The organism is Streptomyces melanosporofaciens (assembly GCF_900105695.1).
Taxonomy (GTDB): Bacteria; Actinomycetota; Actinomycetes; order Streptomycetales; family Streptomycetaceae; genus Streptomyces; species Streptomyces antimycoticus.
On sequence record NZ_FNST01000002.1, the window covers coordinates 7,082,499 to 7,103,192 of the forward strand.

Below are 20,694 nucleotides of genomic sequence, written 5' to 3' on the forward strand. Positions count from 1 at the left end.
CGATTCCCCGGCGCGGCCGCCACCCCGGGCCGTGCGGCCGCCCCGGAGCTCAGCCCTGCCCCGCCTCCTCCAGCACCGCCATCCGGCGCTTGCCCCACGCGCCCAGCGGGCCCAGTGCCGCATTCAGCTCGTCGCCCAACTCGGTCAGCGAATACTCCACCTTCGGCGGCACCACGTCGTACGACTCCCGGTGGACGATTCCGTCCGCCTCCAACTCCCGAAGCTGCTGCGCCAGTACCTTCTCGCTCACCCCCGGAACCAGCCGTCGCAATTGCCCGAAGCGGCACCGCTGGTGATTGAGCGCCCAGATGATCAGCACTTTCCACTTGCCGTCGATCACGTCCACGGCCGCGTCCAGACCGCAGACATAAGGCTGCTTTCGCATGGCCCCGCCCCCACTGACCTCAAGGTAAGTACGCACTCCTTAGTGCGTACTTGCCCACGTTACCGCCGGGGAACGAGGCTGTGAGCGGCGCGCCGGACCCCTACGAACCCAGCGGTATCGAAACAACTGGAGCAACCTCAATGAGCGAAACCCCCGTGACGGTGCTGGGCCTCGGCGACATGGGCACCGCGCTGGCCCGCGCCCTGGTGAAGGCCGGGCACCGCACGACGGTGTGGAACCGTACGGCCGCCAAGGCCGAGGCGCTCGCCGCCGAGGGCGCGCTGACCGCCGGCACGGCGGGTGAGGCCGTCGCGGCGAGCCCCCTGGTGGTGGTCTGCCTGCTGGACTACGACTCCGTACGGCAGGTGCTGGAGCCCCTCGCGGACGCCCTGTCCGGCAAGGCCGTCGTCAACCTCACCAACGGCACTCCGCGGCAGGCCCGTGACCTGGCCGCATGGGCGGCCGGACACGGTGCCCCTTACCTCGACGGCGGCATCATGGCCGTCCCGCCGATGATCGGGACGCCCGCCGCCTTCCTCCTCTACAGCGGCTCACCGGTCGTCTTCGCGGACCACCGGGCCGTGCTGGACCTCTTCGGCGAGAGCCACCATCTCGGCGAGGACCCCGGCCGCGCCCCGCTGTACGACCTCGCCCTGCTCAGCGCGATGTACGGGATGTTCTCGGGCGTGCTGCACGCCTACGCCCTCGTGCGGTCGGACGGCGTGGCGGCGGCCGATGTCGCCCCGCTGCTGGGGCGCTGGCTGACCGCCATGTCGGGGGCCGTGGACGGCTTCGCGCAGCAGATCGACTCCGGCGACCACGCCACCGGGGTGGTCTCCAACCTCGCCATGCAGTCGGCCGCGTTCGTCAACTTCACCGGCTCCGCGGGGGACCAGGGCATCAGCCCCGAACTGATCGCCCCGATCGGCGACCTCATGGCCCGCCGGGTCGCCGACGGCCATGGCCATGAGGGCCTCTCGGGGCTGGTGGAGCTGCTCGGCGCGGGACGGCCCGGCGCCGTCCAGGGGTGGTGCCGCCTGGGCGACCGGGCGTAGGTGCCGCCTAGGCGTGGTGTTGCAGTACGGCCTCGCCGCATTCGGGCAGGCGCGGGCCGGGGTCGTTCTCGCCGGTGGGCTGGCGGGGGATCGGCTGGGGGAGAAGGAGCGGGGTACCGGGCTCGGCAGGCCCGTCGGGGCCGTCCGGCACCTCGTGCGGGCCGGATCCGACGGGCCCCTCCGGAACTTCCGGCCCGCCGCCCCCGCCGCCGTGCCCGGGGGCGCCCGGCCCCTCGGCGGCCGCGGCCGGGGCGGCCGGGGCCTCCTCGGTGGCCGCTTCGGTCGCGGCCTCGGCTTCGGCCTCCGCCTCGGCGTTGTGCACCGTCAGCATCACCAGGCCGGTGCTCGCGACGAGGGCCGCGACCAGGGCCAGCAGGGTGCCGGGCGTTCCGTGCCGGAAGTTCTCGCCGAGCGCGGCGATGCCGACGGCGGTGGCGACCACGGGGTTGACCACGGTCGCCGTGGCCAGCGGCGAGGCCAGCCCGGCGCCCCGGTACGACGCCTGGGAGAGCAGCACCCCGCCCGAGGCCAGCAGCCCGATCGTGACCAGGCCGGGCAGGGCGTCCTGCCACGCGTCCCAGGTCCACTCCACGGCCACGTTCTTGGTGACCACCGACGAGACACCGAAGGCCGTCCCCGCGGCCGCCGCCAGCAGCACACTGCGGATGACGGGCGACCGCGTCAGGCGAGCCGTCCCGGCCAGTACGGCGATGGTGGAGACCGTGATCACGACCAGCCAGACGCCCTCCTGCTCGGCCAGTGCCTGGGCCCGCGAGGTGCCGGTGAGGGAGAGCAGCCCGGCGAGCCCCACGGTCGCCAGCAGCGCGCCCCGCCAGCCGGATCCGCCGACCCGGCGGCGGACGAATATGGCCGCCATCGGCAGGGCGAAGACGATCGTCAGAGCCCCTAGGGGTTGCACCACGCTCAGCGGGCCGTAGGCCAGGGCGATCACATGGAGGACCGCGCCCGCACCGTTGAGGGTCACCGCGGCCCACCAACTCCCGCGCCGCAGCGGGGCGGCCGCGAGGCGCGGCGTCGTGGCCGCGACATGCTCCTGGAGTATGGCTCCCGCGGCGTAGCAGACCGCCGAGACCAGGGCCAGCAGCACAGACAGCGCAAGGGAGGTCACGTCGCGGCCCCCTGGGCCGATCGGTCGTCGTCCATGCCCTCATCCTTGACGGTGGGAGGCGCCCCCGTCGTCGTCCTTGAGCACAGATTTCCGAGTACTACTTGCGTAGTAGAGACCTCCACCAATGGGGGGCCTTCGCGGCGGCCGTACGGGCCCGCTGGAGCAGTTCGTTCTGCGGCTCGGCGGGGCGGTAGACGGTGAGCGCCCCCGGCCACTTGTCGATCAGCAGCTCTTCCGCGGGGTCGGCGGCCACCTCGCCATCGTAGGCGCGGCTGTCCACGGCGTGGAGGCCCGACAGCCGCAGTTGGCGCATGCGCCGCGTCGTGTAGACGTGGGACCGACCGAGCGTGCCGGTGAGCGCCGAGATCAGCAACCGGGTGCGGGCCAGCCGCTCCTCGCCGTCGATCGCCCGCACGTCGAGCAGCCCGTCGTCGAGCTGCTGACGGTAGGTGGGGGCGAACCCCTCGGGGAGTAGACGCCGTTGCCGGCGAACAGCATCCACAGCCGCCGCTGCCGCCCGTTGACCTCGACCTCCATGGGGCTCGCGGTGCGCAGCACCCGGGTGAGCGCGACGGCGGCCGCGGGCCACTTGCCGAGCCGGCCCTGCATGCTCTCCCGGATCCGCACCAGCTCCGGGTAGAAGCCGATGCTGAAGGTGTTGACGAACTGGCTGGTCTCGCCGCCTCCCGCGAGGGGGGTGGCGCGGCCGAGGTCCACGGCCACGGCGTCGCCCTCGGTCACGGCGTGCGCGGTGTCCTCGAAGGCCGGTACGCCGAGGTCCAGCGCGAAGTGGTCGAGGGTGCCGCCGGGGAACACGGCGAGCGGCAGCCCGCGTTCGGCCGCGATCGTGGCGGCCGCGTTGACGCTGCCGTCCCCTCCGCAGATGCCCAGCGCCCCGGCCCGGTCGGCGGCGCGCCGGGCGGCCTGCCGGAGCAGGTCCAAGAAGTCGTCGTCGGGCCCGCACTCCAGGATCTCCGCGGCGGGCAGCAGCACCTGCAGCTGTTCGGCGACCGTGAAACCGCCGGGGGTGGCCACCCCTGCCCGCTGGTTGACCAGGACCACCAGCCCCTCGCCCTTGGGCAGGGCGGGCGCCGAGATCCGCGGCCGGGCCTGCGCCGGGGCCTCGGGGCGCGGCGGCCAGTAGCGGCAGGTCAGCGCGGCGGCGCCGGCGCCGAGGGCGATACCGGCCAGCACGTCACTGGGGTAGTGGACGCCCACGTACACCCGGGAGGCGGCGACGGCGGCGGCGAGCGGGGCGACCATCAGGCCGTACCGCGAGGACTCCAGGGCCACCCCGGTGGCGAAGGCGGCGGCGGAGGCCGAATGCCCGGAGGGGAAGGAGCTGGTCCACGGCTGCCGACGCAGCTGGCGGACCAGGGGCACGGTGTCCCTGACCGGACGCTTGCGCTCGACCGTCCACTTGACCACGACGTTCGACACGAGTGAGGCGGCGGCGAGCGAGCCGATCCCGCGCAGCGCGGCCCGCCGCGCGGTGCGGCCGCCGACCGTGGCGAGCACCCCGGCGGTGCCGAACCACAGCTTGCCGTGGTCGGCGGCCCGGCTGAGCCGGGGCAGCAGCGGGTGGGCGCCGCGCAGCCGGCTGTCCGCGACCCGCGCGAACAGCCGGCGGTCGAAGTCACTGATGCGTCTCATGCGTGATGGGTATCCCGGAATGGCGGTCGGCAGTCGTCATCGGCCGCCGACCGGGCCGATCCGGACCATCCACCGACGCGACTGTGCCGGGAGATCCTGCCGGGGGATCAGGACGCGGGGAGCCCCCAGCGCGGCGCCGGCTCGCCTGCCTCGACCGGGCGGACCGTCAGGTCCGGGCGGTCGCCGCGGGCGGTGATGATCGCCTCCTGGCCCTTGCGGAGCGCGATCCGGATCGTTCCCGCGCCCACCGTCTCGTACGGCAGCCGCCGCCCGCGCGCGTCCCGCACCTCGATCGGCCCGTCGAGGGAGTGCCGTACGACACAGGGCGCGCCCGCCTCACTGCGCAGCCGCACCCAGTGGGTTCGGCCGTCTTCGCGGGCGGCGCTCAGCAGGAACGCGCCCTGGGTGCGGAAGTCGTGGACCACCAGCTCACGCCAGGCGGCGGGCAGCGCGGGGAAGATCCGGATCACCCCGCCCCAGCTCTGGCACACCATGTCGTGCAGCGACTGCGCGGCGGACAGCGGAGTCTCGATGACCGGGCCCGACTCCTTGTACATGGTGTTCGCCTGGATGAAGCGGCTCATCAGCTCGCCCAGGTATTTGAGCGCGTCCTCACCACGCCCCATCTGCGCGGACATCGAGGCGGCGCCGGTGAAGGTGTAGCCCTGGAGCGCGCCCTCGAAGCCGACCCAGTGGTTGAGGGAGGTCGCGATCAGCTCGCGCTTGGCGGGGTCCTCCCAGGTGACCTCGTACAGCGGATAGACGGCGAGCATATGGGAGTAGTGGCGGTGCGACTTGGCGAACGGAACACCCGCGCCGATCATGAAGCCGTTCTCGTCGACGGGGTACGGCGTGAGCTTGGCCAGCACCTCCCGCCAGCGCGGCGCGGCGGGATCCTTGACGCCGAGCAGCCGGGCCGAGTCCAGGAGGGTGGCGCAGCCCCAGCGCAGCAGCATCAGGTCGTAGTTGCAGTCGGGCGCGTTGACGCCGTACTCGGGCGAGAAGGTGGCGGGCAGATGCAGCTTGCCGTCGCTGCCGGGGGTGAGGAAGTGGAGGTAGTACGCGACGGACTTGCGCAGCAGCGGATAGACCACCTCGCGCAGCACCGACTCGTCCATGGTGTGGCGGTAGGTCAGCCAGACGTTGTGCAGCGCCCAGGTGAGGTTGCCGACCTCGGGGGTGGGCGGGTCCTGGCCGGGGATGCCGACCGCGTAGCCGCCGTTCGCCGCGTCGCCGCCGTTGACCAGGTGGATGTCGGTGGTGCGGGGGATGCCCGCCGAGTCCTTGCGGTACGGGGTGTCGAGCTGGTTGGAGAGGTTGTCGCGGAATTCGCCGAGCGCCCGCGTCACCGCGTCGAGTTCGAGGTGGTTGGAGCCGTGGATCAGCCAGTACTCGAGCTGCACATTGAGGTTCCACCAGGTCGCGGGCCACGGGGTGGACTCCAGCCAGGGCCCTGAGGTGGCCATCACGGGGGCGTCGGCGCGCGCGGCCGCCGCCACCTTGTACAGCTGGATCCAGTAGAAGCGCTGCAGCCGGGCGTCGGGCAGGGAGAGGAAGCTCTTCCGGTAGTACGCGTGCCACCAGGCGCGATGGCTGGGCGCGAGGACGTCGTAGGAGAGCGCCGAGGCGAACCGGATGTCCTTGAGCGCACGGTCGCGCGCGGTGCGCCGGGGGTGGGAGTGGGCCACGGTGACGTACAGCGTCCGCCGCCCGGCGTGGGTCCGCTCCCGCCAGGCCGTCACATGCTGTCCGCCGGCGAGCAGCGGCTGCACGGCCGCCTGGATGCCCTGGTGGTCCTCGACGACGGCCGGGGGTTGCCGGTGTAGCCGTCGGGGACCGGTTTGAAGGCGACCCGCGGGCTGATGGCCTCGGCGGGGTGGAACACCCAGCGGAACGCGGTCTCTCCGGCGCTCGGGGTCACCTCGATGGCCAGCAGGGAACGGGAGTTGTGGACGAGGGCGCGCAGCCGCAGGGTGCCCTTGTCGGTGGTGATGGTCCCGGTCAGCTCGGCGTCGCGCAGCCGCAGCCGCCAGTCGATGGCGGTGATGGCCCCGACCGGCTCCAGGGTGAAGTACCCGATGGGCAGCCGGGCGAGCCCGAAGAGGGAGCCGAACTCCGGGCGGTGGTCCTGGACCTCGCTGTGCTGCACATTGAAGCGCACCGCGTTCGCGTCGCCCGGCTCGGCGTAGATGCCGGAGCCGAGCAGGGCGTTTCCGAGGAAGGGGCCCTCGTACCAGGTCTGCGGCAGCTTCTGCCACACCATGTCGGCGTCGGCGAGGACCGTGGCCCACGGGTCCCCCGCGGGGCGGGCGGTCACGGCCGCGTCGGGGGCCTGCGGCTCGGCGGCGTACGCGGTGGCCGGGCCGGCGAGTCCGGCGGCGGCACCGGCGGCCACGGCGGTGCCGACGACTGTCCTTCGGGTGGGTGCGGATGACATGACGCTCCAGGGGATGTGAACCGGGTGCGGGCGATCTTTTGCGGGGGCGGCAGCGGGCGGTCACGTACATGCCTGAGGTTCCACGATCTGAACCCCCGGGGCATGATGCAGCTCCCGTGGCGGAACCGGAACCCCTTGTGCGTCATAAACATCGGATGGACGGCGCGCAGTCTTGAAGAAAATGGCGCCCACATGGCACCTGATGCGGTAATACCTCGGACCTCCTGGCTCTGAGTGAGCGGGTTACGCGCTCGCTTCCTGGCCCCGGACGATCAGCCCGACGCCATGCCGGAAGCGGTGCTCGAAGTCGCCGAAGTGTCCGGCGACCGCGGCCAGGGCGGGGAAGCGCTCGGCGGTGGCCGCCCGCAGCAGCGGCTCCATGCCGCCGATGCCCTGGGCGGCCTGTTCCTCCTGGGTCAGGCCGAGCGCGAAGTAGACCAGCGACCAGGTCCGCCAGCCGGCTTCGGCGGGGCTGTGGCCACCGCTGAGGAACGCGCCGGACAGGGCGTCCGCGAAGCGCAGGGTGTGCTCTTCGGCGACATACGTCCCGGCCACGACCCGTGCGCCGTCACGGCGGGAGAGCAGCGCGGCGCGATAGCGGTGGGCCAGTGTGCACGCCCGGTCGTCCCAGGGGTCCGGGAGCGGCGCGTCGGCGCATCCGGCGAGCATCGTGTCGGCCATCAGCTCCAGCAGCCGGGGCTTGCTGGAGGCGTGCCAGTAGACGGTGTTGAGCTGCACGCCCAGCCGCTCGGCCACCTTGCGCATCGTGAGCTTGTCCAGCCCCGCCTCGTCGAGCAGTTCCAGCGCCGCCGTCACCACGGCCGTGCGGTCCAGGCCCATGCCGCCGATCTCCTTCGCTTGCGTCTTGATCCTGGATCAAGTCTACTGGGGTCGGCTTCTTGATCCTGGATCAAGAGAAAGATCAAGAAAGGGATCAAGGAGCGGATCGAGAGACAAGGTCGAGAGACAAGGGAGATGGTGTGGTGAACGACGTCGTCGTGGTGGGGGCCGGACCCGTGGGGCTGCTGCTCGCCGCCGAACTACGGCTGGTGGGTGTGGACGTCACGGTGATCGAGCGCGCCGCCGCCCGCAGCCCGCACTCCAAGGCGCTGACCCTGCATCCGCGCTCCCTGGAGGTGCTGGCGATGCGCGGTCTCGCCGGGCCGTTCGTCCGCGAGGGTGTTCCGATGCCCACCGGGCACTACGGCGGGCTGCCGGTCCGGCTGGACTTCTCCGTACTGGACACCCGCTTCCCGTACACGCTGGTCCTGCCGCAACTCCGCACCGAGCGGCTGCTGGAGGAGCGGCTGCGGGAGCTGGGCGGGGAGATCCGCTGGCAGCACCGGGCGCTGGAGGTGCGCCAGGAGGCGGACGGCGCCGAGGTGGACGTGGCGGGCCCCGACGGGACGTACACCCTGCGCGCGGCATGGGTGGTGGGCTGCGACGGGGCCGGAAGCACCGTACGGAGCTCCGCCGGTATCGACTTCCCCGGCACCCGCGCCACCACGACCGGTTTCCTCGGCGATGTGGTGCTCGACGCGCCGCCCTCGGCCCCCTCGGTCGACAATGAGCACGGGGGCTTCCTGGTCGTCCCGCTGGCCGACGGACACCACCGCATCGCGGGCACCACCGGGGAGTCCCTCGCCATCCCCGCCGATCAGCCGCTCACCTTCGAGGAGCTGCGCGGATATGTGCGCCAGGTCGCGGGCACGGACTTCGGGATGCGGGCGCCCCGCTGGCTGTCCCGGTTCGGCAACGCCTCCCGCCAGGCCGCCCGCTACCGCGACGGCCGCGTCCTGCTCGCCGGGGACGCGGCGCATATGCATATGCCGATGGGGGGCCAGGGCCTGAACGTGGGGCTCCAGGACGCCTTCAACCTCGGGTGGAAGCTGGCCGCGGTGTGCCAGGGCCGCGCCCCCGAGGGGCTGCTGGACACCTACCACGCCGAGCGCCACCCCGTGGGGGCCGCGCTGCTGGAGAGCACCCAGGCCCAGACCGTGCTCGGCGCCACGTACACCGCCGACGCGCGCGCCCTGCGCTCGGTGTTCGGCCGGCTCCTGGCCGCCCACCCGGCGGTGAACCGGCAGTTCGCCGGGGAGCTCTCCGCGCTGGACGTGGCCTACCGCCCGGCCGAGGGGGAGGCGGCGGGGGCAGGGGAGCAGGGAGGGGGCGGCCACTCGCTGGCCGGTACCCGCGCCCCCGATCTCGGGCTGGACGGCGCGCCCGAGCCCAGCCTGTATCCGCTGCTGGCCGACGGGCGCTTCGTCCTGCTCCACCTCGGCCCGGGCGGCGACGCGGCGCGTGGGACGGCCGACGGCCCGGGCGCCGCCGACGCCCGCGCCGCCGCCGAGGCGATCGCCGGGAGTCCGGACCGGATACGGACCGTGACCGCGCGCCCGACCACCACCCATGACGGCTGGGCGGGCCGGAGCCCGGTGCTGGTGCGCCCGGACGGCCATGTGGCCTGGGATGCGGCGCTGTCCAGCAGGTGAGACGAGTTCGGTGGGTCTCGTACGTACCAGCTCACCACGGACGGCTCCGCGCGGCCACCGGGCGCGGAAGGGGGTCCCGGCGACGGCTCGTTGTCCAGTCCCTGAGAATCGACGCGCGGACCGTTCAGACGCTGGTTAATCTGACGACAGATCCGGTTCAGCCGACACGAGGGAGTGTGCGGTGACCCCCGAACAAACACAGAGCGACGACGCGCGCGCCGATAACAGCGGGCGGTTCGTGCAGGCCACGGAGGTGGGCAGTCTGGAAGTATGGGCGCGTTCCGCGCCGATCCGACTCGCCGGTTACGAGGACGACCTCGCCGAGCCGCACATTCTCCAGAGCGTGGACTGATGGCCCGGCGCATGTGCTGAGAGCGAGGGAGGACACCGGCCCCTCGGCCGCGGCCGCTGGCAGCAAGCGGACATCGCGGCCGTCGGCCCACCTCCTCCCTCGCCTGATCGATCACCCTTTCGGCCCCGCTACCAACTGGTAGTTAAGTCGGCCGCCCCCACGATTCGGCACCGGACTGGTGTGCTGTGCGGTGGACATGGCAGGATGCGTCGCGCGGCATCGTCCGCCTTAACCAACCGTGAGGGTGTTCGAGCCCGGGAGCAGCCGTGAGGGGGCGCAGATGGCAGCGGGTGCCGACAGGTCACCGGACGCGGCCGACAGCCCGCTGGCGGACCGGCTCAACTACCTGTTCACCACCATGCACCCGCCGGGCGCGCCGTACACCAACGCCCACGTCGCCGAGGAGATCAGCGGCGGCGAGGAGTACGGCGGGGTGAGCGTGACCGAGCAGTATCTGTCGATGCTGCGCAACGGCAAGCGCACCAATCCCAGCCCGGATGTGCTGCGGGCGCTCGCCAAGTTCTTCGCCGTGCCCGTCGGTTATCTGCTGGGCGACCTGTCGCCTTCGCAGGCCGAGCGGGTCGAGGAGGAGGTACGGTTCCTTGTCGCGATGCGCGACAAGCGGGTCCGCAGCATCGCGCTGCGCTCCGTGGGCCTCCCGCCGGAGGTCCAGGACAGTCTCACCACGATCATCTCCCAGTTCCGGCAGCAGATGAACCTTCCGCCCGAGCCTCCCGGTGCGAACGGGGCCGCGGGAGCGGACGGTTCGGGTGGTCCGGATGGCGAGGCGACGAATGGCCGCCGATGACCCGGAACTGTTCTCCTCCTGGCGGCAGACCGGATACGAGGGTGGTACAGGCATGCGAGTGGGCCGGATACGGCGGCAGTGCAAGCAGCTCATCAAGGAGCTCGGGCTGCCCGCCTCGACCGACCTGCCCGGTCTGTGCGACCTCGTCGCCCGCCGCGTCGGACGCCCCGTCCACCTGGTGCCGATGAGCCTGGGCGGAGTGGTCTCGGGCATGACCGCCTCCACCGACGAGGACTACTGGGTCTTCTACGAGCTCAGGACGTCCCCCTGGCACCAGATCCATATCGTGCTGCATGAGATCGGCCATCTCCTGCTCGGACACGAGCAGGACCCGGCGGTCACCGAGGACGCGCTGCGGATGTGGACGCCGTCCGTCGATGTGACCACCGCGATGCGCCGGCTGGGGATGACCCCGGACTTCGCCCGTCACCACTGCTACGACAACCTCACCGAGCGCGAGACCGAGGTGCTGGGCACGCTGCTGATGGAGCACGTGGTGCCGACCTCGCCGGACCACGGGCTGCCGCTCCAGGGCCGGGCGGCCGAACTCGCCGCGGCGCTCGGCCCGGCGCTGCGCCACATCCGCACCGACCGCGCCGACAGTGCCAACCGCGCCGACCACGCCCACGGGGCCGACCGCACGGGCGGTGCCGACGGTGGCGTACACGGTGAACCGGGCGGTGACACCGGTGTTTGACCTCGTCTACCTCTGCTTCGGCGCCGCCGCCTGGACGATGGCCGGCTACAAGGCCCGGGCCTGGTTCCGCGACCGCGCCAACGCCGATCTCGGCCTGGCCTGTGTGATGACCGCGGCCGTGGCGAATGTGTTCCTGCTCTCCGCGCCCAGCGTCTACCGCTGGTTCGACGGCCTGGTGGGCGTCGCCAATCTCGCCATGGTCTTCCTCTACTCCTCCGTCGTGGTGTTCGCGACCGGCGCCCTGGTGCTGCTGCTGCGCTGGACGGCGTCGGCGGTGCGGCCCGTCGTGGTGGTCGCCGCCGTGGCCGTGGCATGGACCGTGGCCATCATCGGCTTCGCGGTCGGCCGCCCGGACGCGGTCGAGCACCCCCGCGACTTCAGCACCGCCTACGCGGACGCTCCGGGAGTGGTCCTCTTCCTGGTGCTGTATCTGGCCATTTTCGGAGCCGGGCTGGCGGGGCTGGGCGTCCTCTGCCCGCGCTATGCCGCCAGCCTGCGCGGCTCATGGCTGGCCCGGGGGTTGCGGGTGCTGGCCGCCGGATGCTGGCTGGGACTGGCGTACTGCGCCTGCAAGCTGATCGGTTTCGTCTTCTCCTGGGCGGGCCGTGAGCTGTACTGGCTCTCCAACGGGGTCGCCCCGCTGACCGCTTCGGTCGCCGCGCTCCTGGTGCTGGCCGGTTTCGCCATCCCGGCCGTCGGGCCCCGGGCGTCCGCATGGCGCCGCTTCCGGCGGCTGCGGCCGCTGTGGCGGGAGGTCACCGCGCAGGCCCCCGAGGTGTCCATGGGCCACTCCCGCTGGAGCGGCTGGTGGCCGTTCGCGGACCTCGAGTGGCGGGCCAACCGTCAGATGGCGGAGATCCGCGACGTCCAGCGCGGCGTACGGCGCCATGTGGAGGCCGGCGCCCTGGAGATCGCGCATGTCAAGGCCGGCGCGGCGCGACTCGACGATTGGCAACTTGCTGCCGTAGTGGAAGCAGCGGCGCTCAGACGCGGTTTGCTGAATCAAGCAGCGGGACATGTGCCGGAGTCCGCGGCGGACAGCGTGGTGATGACGACAGGGGCCGAACTGGTGGAGGAGCACGAGCATCTGGCCCGCGTCGCCGACGTCTATCACCTGCCGCTCGTGGACGAGGTGCTCGCGGAACTGAGGGAGGGGACCGCCGCACAGCGGCGGTGAACGGGGGGATCACAGACGAGGTGGCCCTGGACGGGGGTCGGGGCCGCCCGTGGCACAGGCGGCGCCGGGGGGATTCAGCCCCGGCGCCGCCTCCCGGCCACCACCACGCGCACCTGTGCGCATCGCCCGGACGGGCCGAAACGCCCCACCCGTTCCGGCCCGGAGGACGCCACCGCCTAGAGTCGGGATCCATGCAGAACACCGCGCACGCCGCCGGAACGGACGGCCCGGAGCTCGTTGACACCGCCCCGATGATCGAGGACCTCTACCCGGCCCTGGCCACGCTCCGCGAGGCCGGCCCGGTCCATCGGATCGCCGGCACCGACGGACGACCCGCCTGGCTGGTGACCCGTTACGAGGATGTGCGGCGGCTGCTCGCCGATCCGCGCCTGGCCCTGGACAAGCGCCACGCCGCCCCGGGCAACTACAGCGGCTTCTCCCTGCCGCCCGCCCTCGACGCCAATCTGCTCAACATGGACCCGCCGGACCACACCCGGGTGCGCCGGCTGGTGGTCAAGGCGTTCACCCCCGGCCGCGTGGAGCGGATGCGTGAACCGGTCCGGCGGATCGCCGACGAGCTGCTCGACGCCATCGCGTCCGACGGCCGCGCGGACCTGCTCACCGCCTACGCCGGACAGCTGCCCATCATCGTCATCTGCGATCTGCTCGGCGTCCCGCAGCGCGACCGGCGCGACTTCCGGGCCTGGAGCGACGCCCTGATCACCCCCGATCCGGCGCGGCCGCGGGCGGCGAAGGAAGCGGTCGGCAGCATGCTCCGCTTCTACACCGAGCTGATCGCGAAGAAGCGCGCAGAGCCCGGGGACGATCTGCTCTCGGATCTGATCCGGGTCCGCGACGACGAGGCCGGGGACGGCGACGGCAGGCTCACCGAGGACGAACTGACCTCGCTCGCCTTCCTCATCCTCCTCGCGGGCTACGAGAACACCGTCCACCTCATCGCCAACTCGGTGCTCACCCTGCTCGACCACCCCACGGTCCTCCAGAAGCTGCGCGCGGATCCGGGCGGTCTCGCGGCCGCCTTCGACGAACTGGCGCGGTACGAGGGCCCCGCGTCGCTGGCGATCCGCCGCTTCCCGCTCGAGGAGATCGAGATCGGCGGGGTGACCATCCCCGCCGGGGAGACCGTGCTGCTCTCGGTGGCCTCGGCACACCGTGACCCGGCCCAGTTCAAGGATCCGGACGACTTCAATCCACATCTTGGCCGGTCCGGTCACCTTGCGCTCGGCCATGGCATCCACTACTGCCTCGGCGCGCCCCTGGCCCGGATGGAGATGGAAATCGCTCTGGCCGCGCTGCTTCGGCGTTTTCCGGGGCTGCGGCTGGACGTCCCGAGGGAGCGGCTCCGGTGGCGGCCGTCGATCCGCGCGCGTGGCCTGATCTCGCTGCCCGTCGCATGGTGAACCGGGGAAGCGAACACGTTTTTGATGCATAACCCCCGCCGATGCGGTAAAAAGGTCTTCGAGCCCGCCCGGTGTGCATCCCCCGTCGCACCGGGCGGGCCTCTGTGTGCCCGAGGCAGTCGCCCGTCCCAGCAGCCGGTCTGTACCCGGGCCGTCGTCGACCATGGGCGCCCGTTCCGCACCCCGCGCCGGGCCCATCGGCCTCACCCATCCCGGCCGTGGGCGGGCGCCACTGTGGAAATCCCTAGTGCCCACCCCTGAGATCACTAGAGAGTAAGCTCACAGCCTGAACCACTGCTCCGGCTTTAGTGGACCCCATTAGCCTCCTCCTATGACGGTCCTGCCCGACGGGCTTCCCCTAGCCGACGATTTCCCTGAAGTGACGCGAGACCAATGGCGCCACCTCGTCGAAGGCGTGCTGCGCAAAACCGGCACATCGGACGCCGTGGGCGCCGAGGCCGAAGAGGCCCTCGCGACCGCGCTCGAGGACGGCATCACCGTCCACCCCCTCTACACCGCCGAAGACGCCCCCCAGGACGCCGGATTCCCCGGCTTCGCGCCCTTCGTGCGCGGCGGCCGGGCCGAGGGCTCCGCCGTATCCGGCTGGGACGTACGCCAGCGCCACGCCCACCCCGATCCGGCACGCACCAACCAGGCGATCCTCGCCGACCTGGAGAACGGCGCCGGCTCGGTCTGGCTCGCGGCCGGCGCGGCCGGAGTACCCGTGGACGGGCTGCCCGAGGCGCTCAAGGGGGTCTATCTCGACCTCGCCCCCGTCGCCCTCGACGCGGGCGCCGACTTCGAGGACGCCGCCCGTGCCCTGCTGCGGCTCTACGCCGGCCGCGAGGTGCCGCCGGGCGCCGCGCTCGGCAACCTCGGCGCGGACCCGCTGGGGCTCGCCGCCCGTACCGGACGCGACGACGGACTGGCCGGGCAGCTGGCCGCCGCGGCCGACCTTGCGGGGATCTGCCACCGCGACCACCCCGGGGTGGCGGCCTTCGCCGTGGACGCCCTGCCGTACCACGAGGCGGGCGCCGGGGCGGCCCAGGAGCTCGGCTGCTCCCTCGCCGCCGCGGTGGCGTATCTGCGCACCCTCACCGAGGCCGGGCTGAGCGTCGAAGCCGCCTGCGCCCAGCTCGAGTTCCGCTACGCGGCCACCGCCGACCAGTTCCTCACCATCGCCAAGCTCCGGGCCGCCCGCCGCCTGTGGGCGCGTGTGGCGCAGGCGTGCGGCGCGCCCTCCGAGGCGCGCGCCCAGCGTCAGCACGCGGTGACCTCCCCGGTGATGATGACCCGGCGCGACCCCTGGGTGAACATGCTGCGCACCACCGTGGCCACCCTCGCCGCGGGCGTCGGCGGCGCGGACGCGGTCACCGTGCTGCCCTTCGACAGCGCGATCGGCCTCCCCGACGACTTCGCCCGCCGCATCGCCCGCAACACCTCCACGATCCTGCTGGAGGAGTCGCATCTGGCCCGGGTGATCGACCCGGCCGGCGGCTCCTGGTACGTCGAGAAGCTCACCGACGACGTCGCCCGCGCCGCCTGGGCCTGGTTCCAGGAGATCGAGCGCGCCGGTGGAATGGCCGCGGCCCTCGCCTCCGGGCTGGTCCGCGACCGGCTCGCCGAGACCTGGGCGCGCCGCGGCCGCGACCTCGCCCGCCGCAAGGAGCCGATCACCGGCGTCAGCGAGTTCCCGAACCTCGCCGAGCGGCCCGTCGAGCGCGAGCCCCTCCCGGAGCAGCCCACTGGCGGACTGCCGAGGGTGCGCCGCGACGAGGCGTACGAGGCGCTGCGCACCCGCGCCGACGCCCGGCTGGCGGCCGAGGGCAGCCGGCCCAGGATCTTCCTGGCCGCGCTGGGCCCCGCCGCCGCGCACACCGCCCGCGCCTCCTTCGCCGCCAACCTCTTCCGGGCGGGCGGGATCGAGGCGGTCCACGAACCCGCCACCGTGACCGCGGAGACGGTCGCCGAGGCGTTCGCCGCCAGCGGCGCCCGCGTGGCCTGCCTGTGCTCCAGCGACAAGCTGTACGAGCAGGAGGCGGCCGCCGTGGCCGAACGGCTGAAGGCGGCCGGGGCGACCCGGGTCTACCTGGCCGGACGGCCGGGCACACAACAGGATGAGTACGAACGGGCCGGAGTGGACGGATACGTCTTCGCGGGCTGCGACGCGGTCGAGGTGCTCTCCTCGGCTCTGAACACCATGGGGGTGGCGTGATGGCCGGCGCTCCGGTGGAGCCGGGCAAGATCCCGGACTTCTCGGCGGTCGATCTGGACGGACCGGCCGAAGGCCCGGTGCCCAGCTCCGGCGACTGGGCCGCCGCGCTGCAGAACAGCGTGGGCAAGGGCGTGGAGGACCTGGTGTGGGACACCCCCGAGGGCATCGGGGTCAAACCGCTCTACACCGCCGAGGACCTCCAAGGCGTGGACTTCCTGGGCACCTACCCCGGCGCCGCGCCCTATCTGCGCGGCCCGTACCCCACGATGTACGTCAACCAGCCCTGGACCATCCGGCAGTACGCGGGTTTCTCCACCGCCGAGGAGTCCAACGCCTTCTACCGCCGCAACCTCGCGGCCGGCCAGAAGGGCCTGTCGGTCGCCTTCGACCTGCCCACCCACCGGGGCTACGACAGCGACCACCCCCGGGTCACCGGTGACGTCGGCATGGCGGGCGTGGCCATCGACTCCATCTACGACATGCGGCAGCTCTTCGACGGCATCCCGCTGGACAAGATGAGCGTGTCGATGACGATGAACGGCGCGGTGCTGCCCGTGCTCGCGCTCTACATCGTGGCCGCCGAGGAACAGGGCGTACCGCCCGAGAAGCTGGCCGGGACCATTCAGAACGACATCCTCAAGGAGTTCATGGTCCGCAACACCTACATCTATCCGCCGCAGCCGTCGATGCGGATCATCTCCGACATCTTCTCCTTCACCTCGCAGCGGATGCCGCGCTACAACTCCATCTCCATCTCCGGCTACCACATCCAGGAGGCCGGAGCCACGGCCGATCTGGAGCTGGCGTACACCCTGGCCGACGGTGTGGAGTATCTGCGGGCCGGCCGGGACGCCGGGATGGACGTGGACGCCTTCGCGCCCCGGCTGTCGTTCTTCTGGGCGATCGGCATGAACTTCTTCATGGAGGTCGCCAAGCTGCGGGCGGCGCGGCTGCTGTGGGCCAAGCTGGTCAAGCAGTTCGACCCGAAGAACCCCAAGTCGCTGTCGCTGCGCACCCATTCGCAGACCTCCGGCTGGTCGCTGACCGCCCAGGACGTCTACAACAACGTGGCGCGCACCTGCGTGGAGGCCATGGCCGCCACCCAGGGCCACACCCAGTCGCTGCACACCAACGCGCTGGACGAGGCGCTCGCGCTGCCCACCGACTTCTCCGCCCGGATCGCCCGCAACACCCAGATCCTGCTCCAGCAGGAGTCGGGCACCACCCGGGTCATCGACCCGTGGGGCGGCAGCGCGTACGTCGAGAAGCTGACGTACGACCTGGCGCGGCGGGCCTGGCAGCACATCGAGGAGGTCGAGGCGGCCGGCGGCATGGCCAAGGCCATCGACGCGGGCATCCCCAAGCTGCGCGTCGAGGAGGCCGCCGCCCGCACCCAGGCGCGGATCGACTCCGGCCGTCAGCCGGTGATCGGCGTCAACAAGTACCGCGTCGACAGCGATGAGCAGATCGAGGTCCTCAAGGTCGACAACTCCGCGGTGCGCACCCAGCAGATCGAGAAGCTGCGGCGGCTGCGCGCCGAGCGCGACGAGGCCGTCTGCCAGGACGCGCTGCGCGCCCTGACCGCGGCCGCCGAGTCCGGTCCCGGCGCGGGCCTGGAGGGCAATCTGCTGGCGCTCGCGGTGGACGCCGCCCGCGCCAAGGCCACCGTGGGCGAGATCTCCGACGCGCTGGAGAAGGTCTATGGCCGCCACTCCGGCCAGATCCGTACGATCTCCGGTGTGTACCGAGACGAGGCCGGACCGTCGTCCGGCGTGGACCGCACCCGCGCGCTGGTCGAGGCGTTCGAGCGCGAGGAGGGCCGCCGCCCCCGCATCCTGGTCGCCAAGATGGGCCAGGACGGGCATGACCGCGGCCAGAAGGTGATCGCCACCGCCTTCGCCGACCTGGGCTTCGACGTCGACGTCGGCCCGCTGTTCCAGACCCCGGAGGAGGTCGCGCGGCAGGCGGTGGAGGCCGATGTGCACATCGTCGGCGTGTCGTCGCTCGCGGCCGGCCACCTCACGCTGGTGCCCGCGCTGCGCGAGCAACTGGCCGAGGCGGGGCGCGAGGACATCACCATCGTGGTCGGCGGGGTCATCCCGCCGCACGACGTCCAGACCCTGCACGAGGCCGGTGCCGCCGCCGTCTTCCTGCCGGGCACGGTCATCCCGGACGCCGCCCACGACCTGGTGCAGAAGCTGGCCGCCGACCTCGGCCACGAGCTGTAGGCCATGCCGCGGACGATCGACATCGAGGAGTACGCCAAGGGGGTGCTCGACGGCAATCGCGCGTACATCGCCCGTGCGATCACGCTCGTCGAGTCCACCCGGCCCGACCACCACGACCTCGCCCAGCGGCTGCTGGTCGAGCTGCTGCCGCACACCGGCGGGGCGCGGCGGATCGGCATCAGCGGGGTGCCCGGGGTGGGCAAGTCCACCTTCATCGACGCCCTGGGCACCATGCTCACCGGGACCGGCCACAAGGTCGCGGTGCTCGCCGTCGACCCGTCGTCGACCCGCACCGGCGGCTCCATCCTGGGTGACAAGACCAGGATGGAGCGGCTGGCGGTCGACCCGGACGCCTTCGTACGGCCCTCGCCCAGCGCCGGGACGCTGGGCGGGGTCGCCCGCGCCACCCGCGAGTCCATGGTCGTCATGGAGGCCGCGGGCTATGACGTGGTGCTGGTGGAGACCGTGGGCGTGGGCCAGTCCGAGACCGCGGTGGCCAATATGGTCGACTCCTTCCTGCTGCTCTCCCTGGCCCGCACCGGCGATCAGCTGCAGGGCATCAAGAAGGGCGTCCTGGAGCTGGCCGACGTGGTCACCATCAACAAGGCCGACGGCCCCCACGCGCGGGACGCCAAGTCGGCGGCCCGTGAACTGGCGGGCGCGCTGAGGCTGCTGCAGCCGCCGGACGCGCCCTGGAACCCGCCGGTGCTCACCTGCAGCGCCCGCGAGTCCACCGGGCTCGACGTGGTGTGGGAGCGCCTGGAGCAGCACCGCCGGGTGCTGGAGGCCACGGGCGCGCTGCAGGCCAAGCGGCGCGACCAGCAGGTCGACTGGACCTGGTCGATGGTGCGCGACCAGCTGCTCGCGCGGCTGCACGCCCACCCCGAGGTGCGGCGGCTCGGGCCCGAGCTGGAACAGCGGGTCCGCGAGGGCACCCTGACGGCCACACTGGCGGCGGACCGGCTGCTGGAGGCGTTCCGGGCCCCGGCCGACGGTGAATGAGGCACCGCTGCCGGACGCGGCGCGGGTCGGGCCGTTCTTCGCCCTGCGCACCGGGAGCGGGGACCCCCGCGAGGAGGGGTACGTACGGATCGGCGAGGCGTACCGGCTGACCGGCGAGGGTGCCGCCGGGCCGGTGTTGCGCGCCCGGGTCGAGGCGGTCGCCGCGAGCCTGCGCACCGATGAGCCGAGGGTCGCGGCCTCGCTCGCCTTCCAGGGCCTCGCCGCCCGGGTGTGGTCGCTCGCGCTCGGCCCGGCGGCCCTCTCCGGCCAGGTGCCCCACCTCCGGCCCGACCGGCTGTGGTGGAACCCCGGGCGAGTCGCCCCCGACGACCTGTGGTGGCCCGGCGTGCCGCAGGTGATGGGCGAACCGGGAGGACTCGCCGGTCAGGTGGGCACCGCGGCGTTCGTCCAGCTGATGCCGCTGCGCCACGCCGTCGGACGGGCCTACCGGGTCTCGGAGCGGCTGCTGTGGGGCAACGCCGCCTCGGCGCTGGCCGGTTCGCTGCGCGTGCTGCACGACTGGTGCCGGGCGCACGGCCGCGCCGAGGCGGCGGACCGGGCCACCGAGCTGGCGCGGGCCCAGCTCGTCCACCCGCCGCTGCGCGAGGCCGGCACCCTGAGCACCGCGCCGCTCGGCTACCGGCGCCGCACCTGCTGTCTCTACTACCGCGTGCCCGGTGGCGGGTTGTGCGGCGACTGCGTACTGCGCGAGGCGCCGGGGCGCGGGAGCGCGCAGGGGACGCCGGGGTGACGCTGACGGCCTCCCGAGGGGCCGATACGGTGGGCGAATGCCGAAGAACGAGAACCTGTTCTCATCCTGGCGGGGCTGGCGTGGGCGCGTCACTTCCCGTCTGGTCCACCGCGGATGGCGCGCGGTGCAGCGGGCCGGCGCGGTGACGGCCGAGCGCCCCGGCCCGTACCGGTTCGGCCGCATCGGCGTCGGCACCCGGCTGGCGTTCCCCCAGGGCACCCTCTTCGGCGAACCGTGGATCGAGCTCGGTGAGCACTGCGTCATCGGCGAGCAGGTGACCCTCACCGCCGGCATGATGCCCGGTGTGGACCTCGGCCCCGATCCGGTGCTGCGCATCGGCAACGGCGTGGTGCTGGGCCGGGGCAGCCATGTGATCGCGTCGGTGCCGGTGGAGTTCGGCGACGATGTCTTCTGCGGTCCGTACGTCTATGTGACCAGCGACAACCACTCCTACGACGATCCGGAGCAGCCCATCGGCCGCCAGTGGCCGCGCTCCGCGCCCGTCCGCATCGGCCCCGGTAGCTGGCTGGGCGCGGGCGCGGTGATCCTGCCCGGGGCGCGGCTGGGCCGCAATGTGGTGGTCGCGGCGGGCGCGGTCGTGCGGGGCGAGGTGCCCGACCACGCCGTGGTGGCCGGGGCGCCGGCCCGGATCATACGGCGGTGGGCCCCGGAGGAGGGCTGGCAGCCGCCGCTGCGTACCCCGGCGCCGGTGCCGATCCCGGAGGACATGACCGTCGAGCAACTGCTGGCGCTGGCGGAGCTGGAGCGCGAACAGGAGCGGGCGGGGGAGCGGGCGCGGCAGCGGGGGCAGGCGGGGGAGCGGGGGCTGGAGGAGGCGCGCGAAGGGGGCCTGGAACGGGAGCCGGGGGCCGGGGCGTCGTAGCAGGTCAGT

17 protein-coding genes and 1 pseudogene are annotated in these 20,694 nt (G+C 72.7%); 12 read left to right on the forward strand and 6 right to left on the reverse strand.

The features are described from left to right. Window positions 1-49: 49 nt before the first annotated feature. Window positions 50-385 carry a winged helix-turn-helix transcriptional regulator gene (locus BLV72_RS33640; protein WP_093467094.1) on the reverse strand — a complete coding sequence of 112 codons (336 nt, stop codon included), beginning with the start codon at window positions 383-385 and terminating at the stop codon, window positions 50-52. A gap of 140 nt (window positions 386-525) precedes the next feature. Between BLV72_RS33640 and BLV72_RS33645 the strand changes: the two genes are divergently transcribed. Beyond that, window positions 526-1,440 (forward strand): NAD(P)-dependent oxidoreductase, encoded by a 915-nt coding sequence (locus tag BLV72_RS33645; protein WP_093467095.1) that lies wholly within the window; start codon window positions 526-528, stop codon window positions 1,438-1,440. Window positions 1,441-1,447: 7 nt separating this feature from the next. On the opposite strand, the gene BLV72_RS33650 is transcribed toward BLV72_RS33645, so the two are convergent. The 5 genes and pseudogenes from BLV72_RS33650 to BLV72_RS33665 all read right to left on the reverse strand — a co-directional run bounded on the left by BLV72_RS33650 (window position 1,448) and on the right by BLV72_RS33665 (window position 7,499). Continuing rightward, window positions 1,448-2,569: a DMT family transporter gene (locus BLV72_RS33650; RefSeq protein WP_093467097.1), complete on the reverse strand. Its 1,122-nt coding sequence runs from the start codon at window positions 2,567-2,569 to the stop codon at window positions 1,448-1,450. 97 nt (window positions 2,570-2,666) lie between these two features. After that, window positions 2,667-4,222 (reverse strand): annotated as a pseudogene (locus BLV72_RS33655) (phosphatase PAP2 family protein). A gap of 107 nt (window positions 4,223-4,329) precedes the next feature. Beyond that, on the reverse strand, window positions 4,330-5,994 hold the full coding sequence (locus tag BLV72_RS33660) for a glycosyl hydrolase family 95 catalytic domain-containing protein (protein ID WP_342030687.1): 1,665 nt from the start codon (window positions 5,992-5,994) through the stop codon (window positions 4,330-4,332). Continuing rightward, window positions 5,961-6,659, reverse strand: coding sequence for a hypothetical protein (locus BLV72_RS51605; RefSeq protein WP_342030688.1), 699 nt, complete (start codon window positions 6,657-6,659; stop codon window positions 5,961-5,963). The genes BLV72_RS33660 and BLV72_RS51605 overlap by 34 nt, the downstream gene beginning before the upstream one ends. Before the next feature lie 243 nt (window positions 6,660-6,902). Next, window positions 6,903-7,499, reverse strand: a complete 597-nt coding sequence (locus BLV72_RS33665) for a TetR/AcrR family transcriptional regulator C-terminal domain-containing protein (protein WP_093467098.1) — start codon at window positions 7,497-7,499, stop codon at window positions 6,903-6,905. A 143-nt stretch (window positions 7,500-7,642) separates the two neighbouring features. On the opposite strand from BLV72_RS33665, the gene BLV72_RS33670 reads away from it, so the two are divergent. From BLV72_RS33670 to BLV72_RS33715, 11 genes are all read left to right on the forward strand, one after another. Then, window positions 7,643-9,151, forward strand: a complete 1,509-nt coding sequence (locus BLV72_RS33670) for an FAD-dependent monooxygenase (RefSeq protein ID WP_093470700.1) — start codon at window positions 7,643-7,645, stop codon at window positions 9,149-9,151. Window positions 9,152-9,332: 181 nt separating this feature from the next. Then, complete coding sequence (locus tag BLV72_RS48210) at window positions 9,333-9,503, forward strand: hypothetical protein (RefSeq protein ID WP_014056925.1); 171 nt, start codon at window positions 9,333-9,335, stop codon at window positions 9,501-9,503. A gap of 280 nt (window positions 9,504-9,783) precedes the next feature. Then, on the forward strand, window positions 9,784-10,311 hold the full coding sequence (locus BLV72_RS33675) for a helix-turn-helix domain-containing protein (RefSeq protein WP_093467100.1): 528 nt from the start codon (window positions 9,784-9,786) through the stop codon (window positions 10,309-10,311). Next, window positions 10,283-11,008, forward strand: a complete 726-nt coding sequence (locus tag BLV72_RS33680) for a hypothetical protein (RefSeq protein WP_244321139.1) — start codon at window positions 10,283-10,285, stop codon at window positions 11,006-11,008. Before BLV72_RS33675 ends, BLV72_RS33680 begins: the two co-directional genes overlap by 29 nt. Further along, a complete protein-coding gene (locus tag BLV72_RS33685; protein ID WP_093470701.1) occupies window positions 11,001-12,185 on the forward strand; it encodes an MAB_1171c family putative transporter in 1,185 nt (394 codons plus the stop codon). The genes BLV72_RS33680 and BLV72_RS33685 overlap by 8 nt, the downstream gene beginning before the upstream one ends. Before the next feature lie 191 nt (window positions 12,186-12,376). Continuing rightward, the gene (locus tag BLV72_RS33690; RefSeq protein WP_093467103.1) at window positions 12,377-13,606 is read left to right on the forward strand and encodes a cytochrome P450 family protein; all 1,230 of its coding nucleotides are present in this window, start codon (window positions 12,377-12,379) and stop codon (window positions 13,604-13,606) included. Window positions 13,607-13,937: 331 nt separating this feature from the next. Next, a complete protein-coding gene (mutA, locus tag BLV72_RS33695; protein WP_093467104.1) occupies window positions 13,938-15,821 on the forward strand; it encodes a methylmalonyl-CoA mutase small subunit in 1,884 nt (627 codons plus the stop codon). Further along, window positions 15,821-18,049 carry a methylmalonyl-CoA mutase gene (gene scpA / locus BLV72_RS33700; RefSeq protein ID WP_093470702.1) on the forward strand — a complete coding sequence of 743 codons (2,229 nt, stop codon included), beginning with the start codon at window positions 15,821-15,823 and terminating at the stop codon, window positions 18,047-18,049. The genes mutA and scpA overlap by 1 nt, the downstream gene beginning before the upstream one ends. 3 nt (window positions 18,050-18,052) lie before the next feature. Next, window positions 18,053-19,051, forward strand: a complete 999-nt coding sequence (gene meaB / locus BLV72_RS33705) for a methylmalonyl Co-A mutase-associated GTPase MeaB (protein ID WP_086706829.1) — start codon at window positions 18,053-18,055, stop codon at window positions 19,049-19,051. Next, window positions 19,044-19,802, forward strand: a complete 759-nt coding sequence (locus tag BLV72_RS33710) for a (2Fe-2S)-binding protein (protein WP_093467106.1) — start codon at window positions 19,044-19,046, stop codon at window positions 19,800-19,802. Before meaB ends, BLV72_RS33710 begins: the two co-directional genes overlap by 8 nt. Window positions 19,803-19,839: 37 nt before the next feature. Then, window positions 19,840-20,685 (forward strand): acyltransferase, encoded by an 846-nt coding sequence (locus BLV72_RS33715; protein WP_093467107.1) that lies wholly within the window; start codon window positions 19,840-19,842, stop codon window positions 20,683-20,685. Window positions 20,686-20,694 lie beyond the last annotated feature (9 nt).

Coding starts and splice junctions, on each gene's coding strand:
- BLV72_RS33640 (WP_093467094.1), bottom strand. CDS start 385: ATGCGAAAGCAGCCTTATGTCTGCGGTCTGGACGCGGCCGTGGACGTG.
- BLV72_RS33645 (WP_093467095.1), top strand. CDS start 526: ATGAGCGAAACCCCCGTGACGGTGCTGGGCCTCGGCGACATGGGCACC.
- BLV72_RS33665 (WP_093467098.1), bottom strand. CDS start 7,499: ATGGGCCTGGACCGCACGGCCGTGGTGACGGCGGCGCTGGAACTGCTC.
- meaB (WP_086706829.1), top strand. CDS start 18,053: ATGCCGCGGACGATCGACATCGAGGAGTACGCCAAGGGGGTGCTCGAC.
- BLV72_RS33690 (WP_093467103.1), top strand. CDS start 12,377: ATGCAGAACACCGCGCACGCCGCCGGAACGGACGGCCCGGAGCTCGTT.
- BLV72_RS33715 (WP_093467107.1), top strand. CDS start 19,840: ATGCCGAAGAACGAGAACCTGTTCTCATCCTGGCGGGGCTGGCGTGGG.
- BLV72_RS33680 (WP_244321139.1), top strand. CDS start 10,283: ATGGCGAGGCGACGAATGGCCGCCGATGACCCGGAACTGTTCTCCTCC.
- mutA (WP_093467104.1), top strand. CDS start 13,938: ATGACGGTCCTGCCCGACGGGCTTCCCCTAGCCGACGATTTCCCTGAA.
- BLV72_RS51605 (WP_342030688.1), bottom strand. CDS start 6,659: ATGTCATCCGCACCCACCCGAAGGACAGTCGTCGGCACCGCCGTGGCC.
- BLV72_RS33675 (WP_093467100.1), top strand. CDS start 9,784: ATGGCAGCGGGTGCCGACAGGTCACCGGACGCGGCCGACAGCCCGCTG.
- scpA (WP_093470702.1), top strand. CDS start 15,821: ATGGCCGGCGCTCCGGTGGAGCCGGGCAAGATCCCGGACTTCTCGGCG.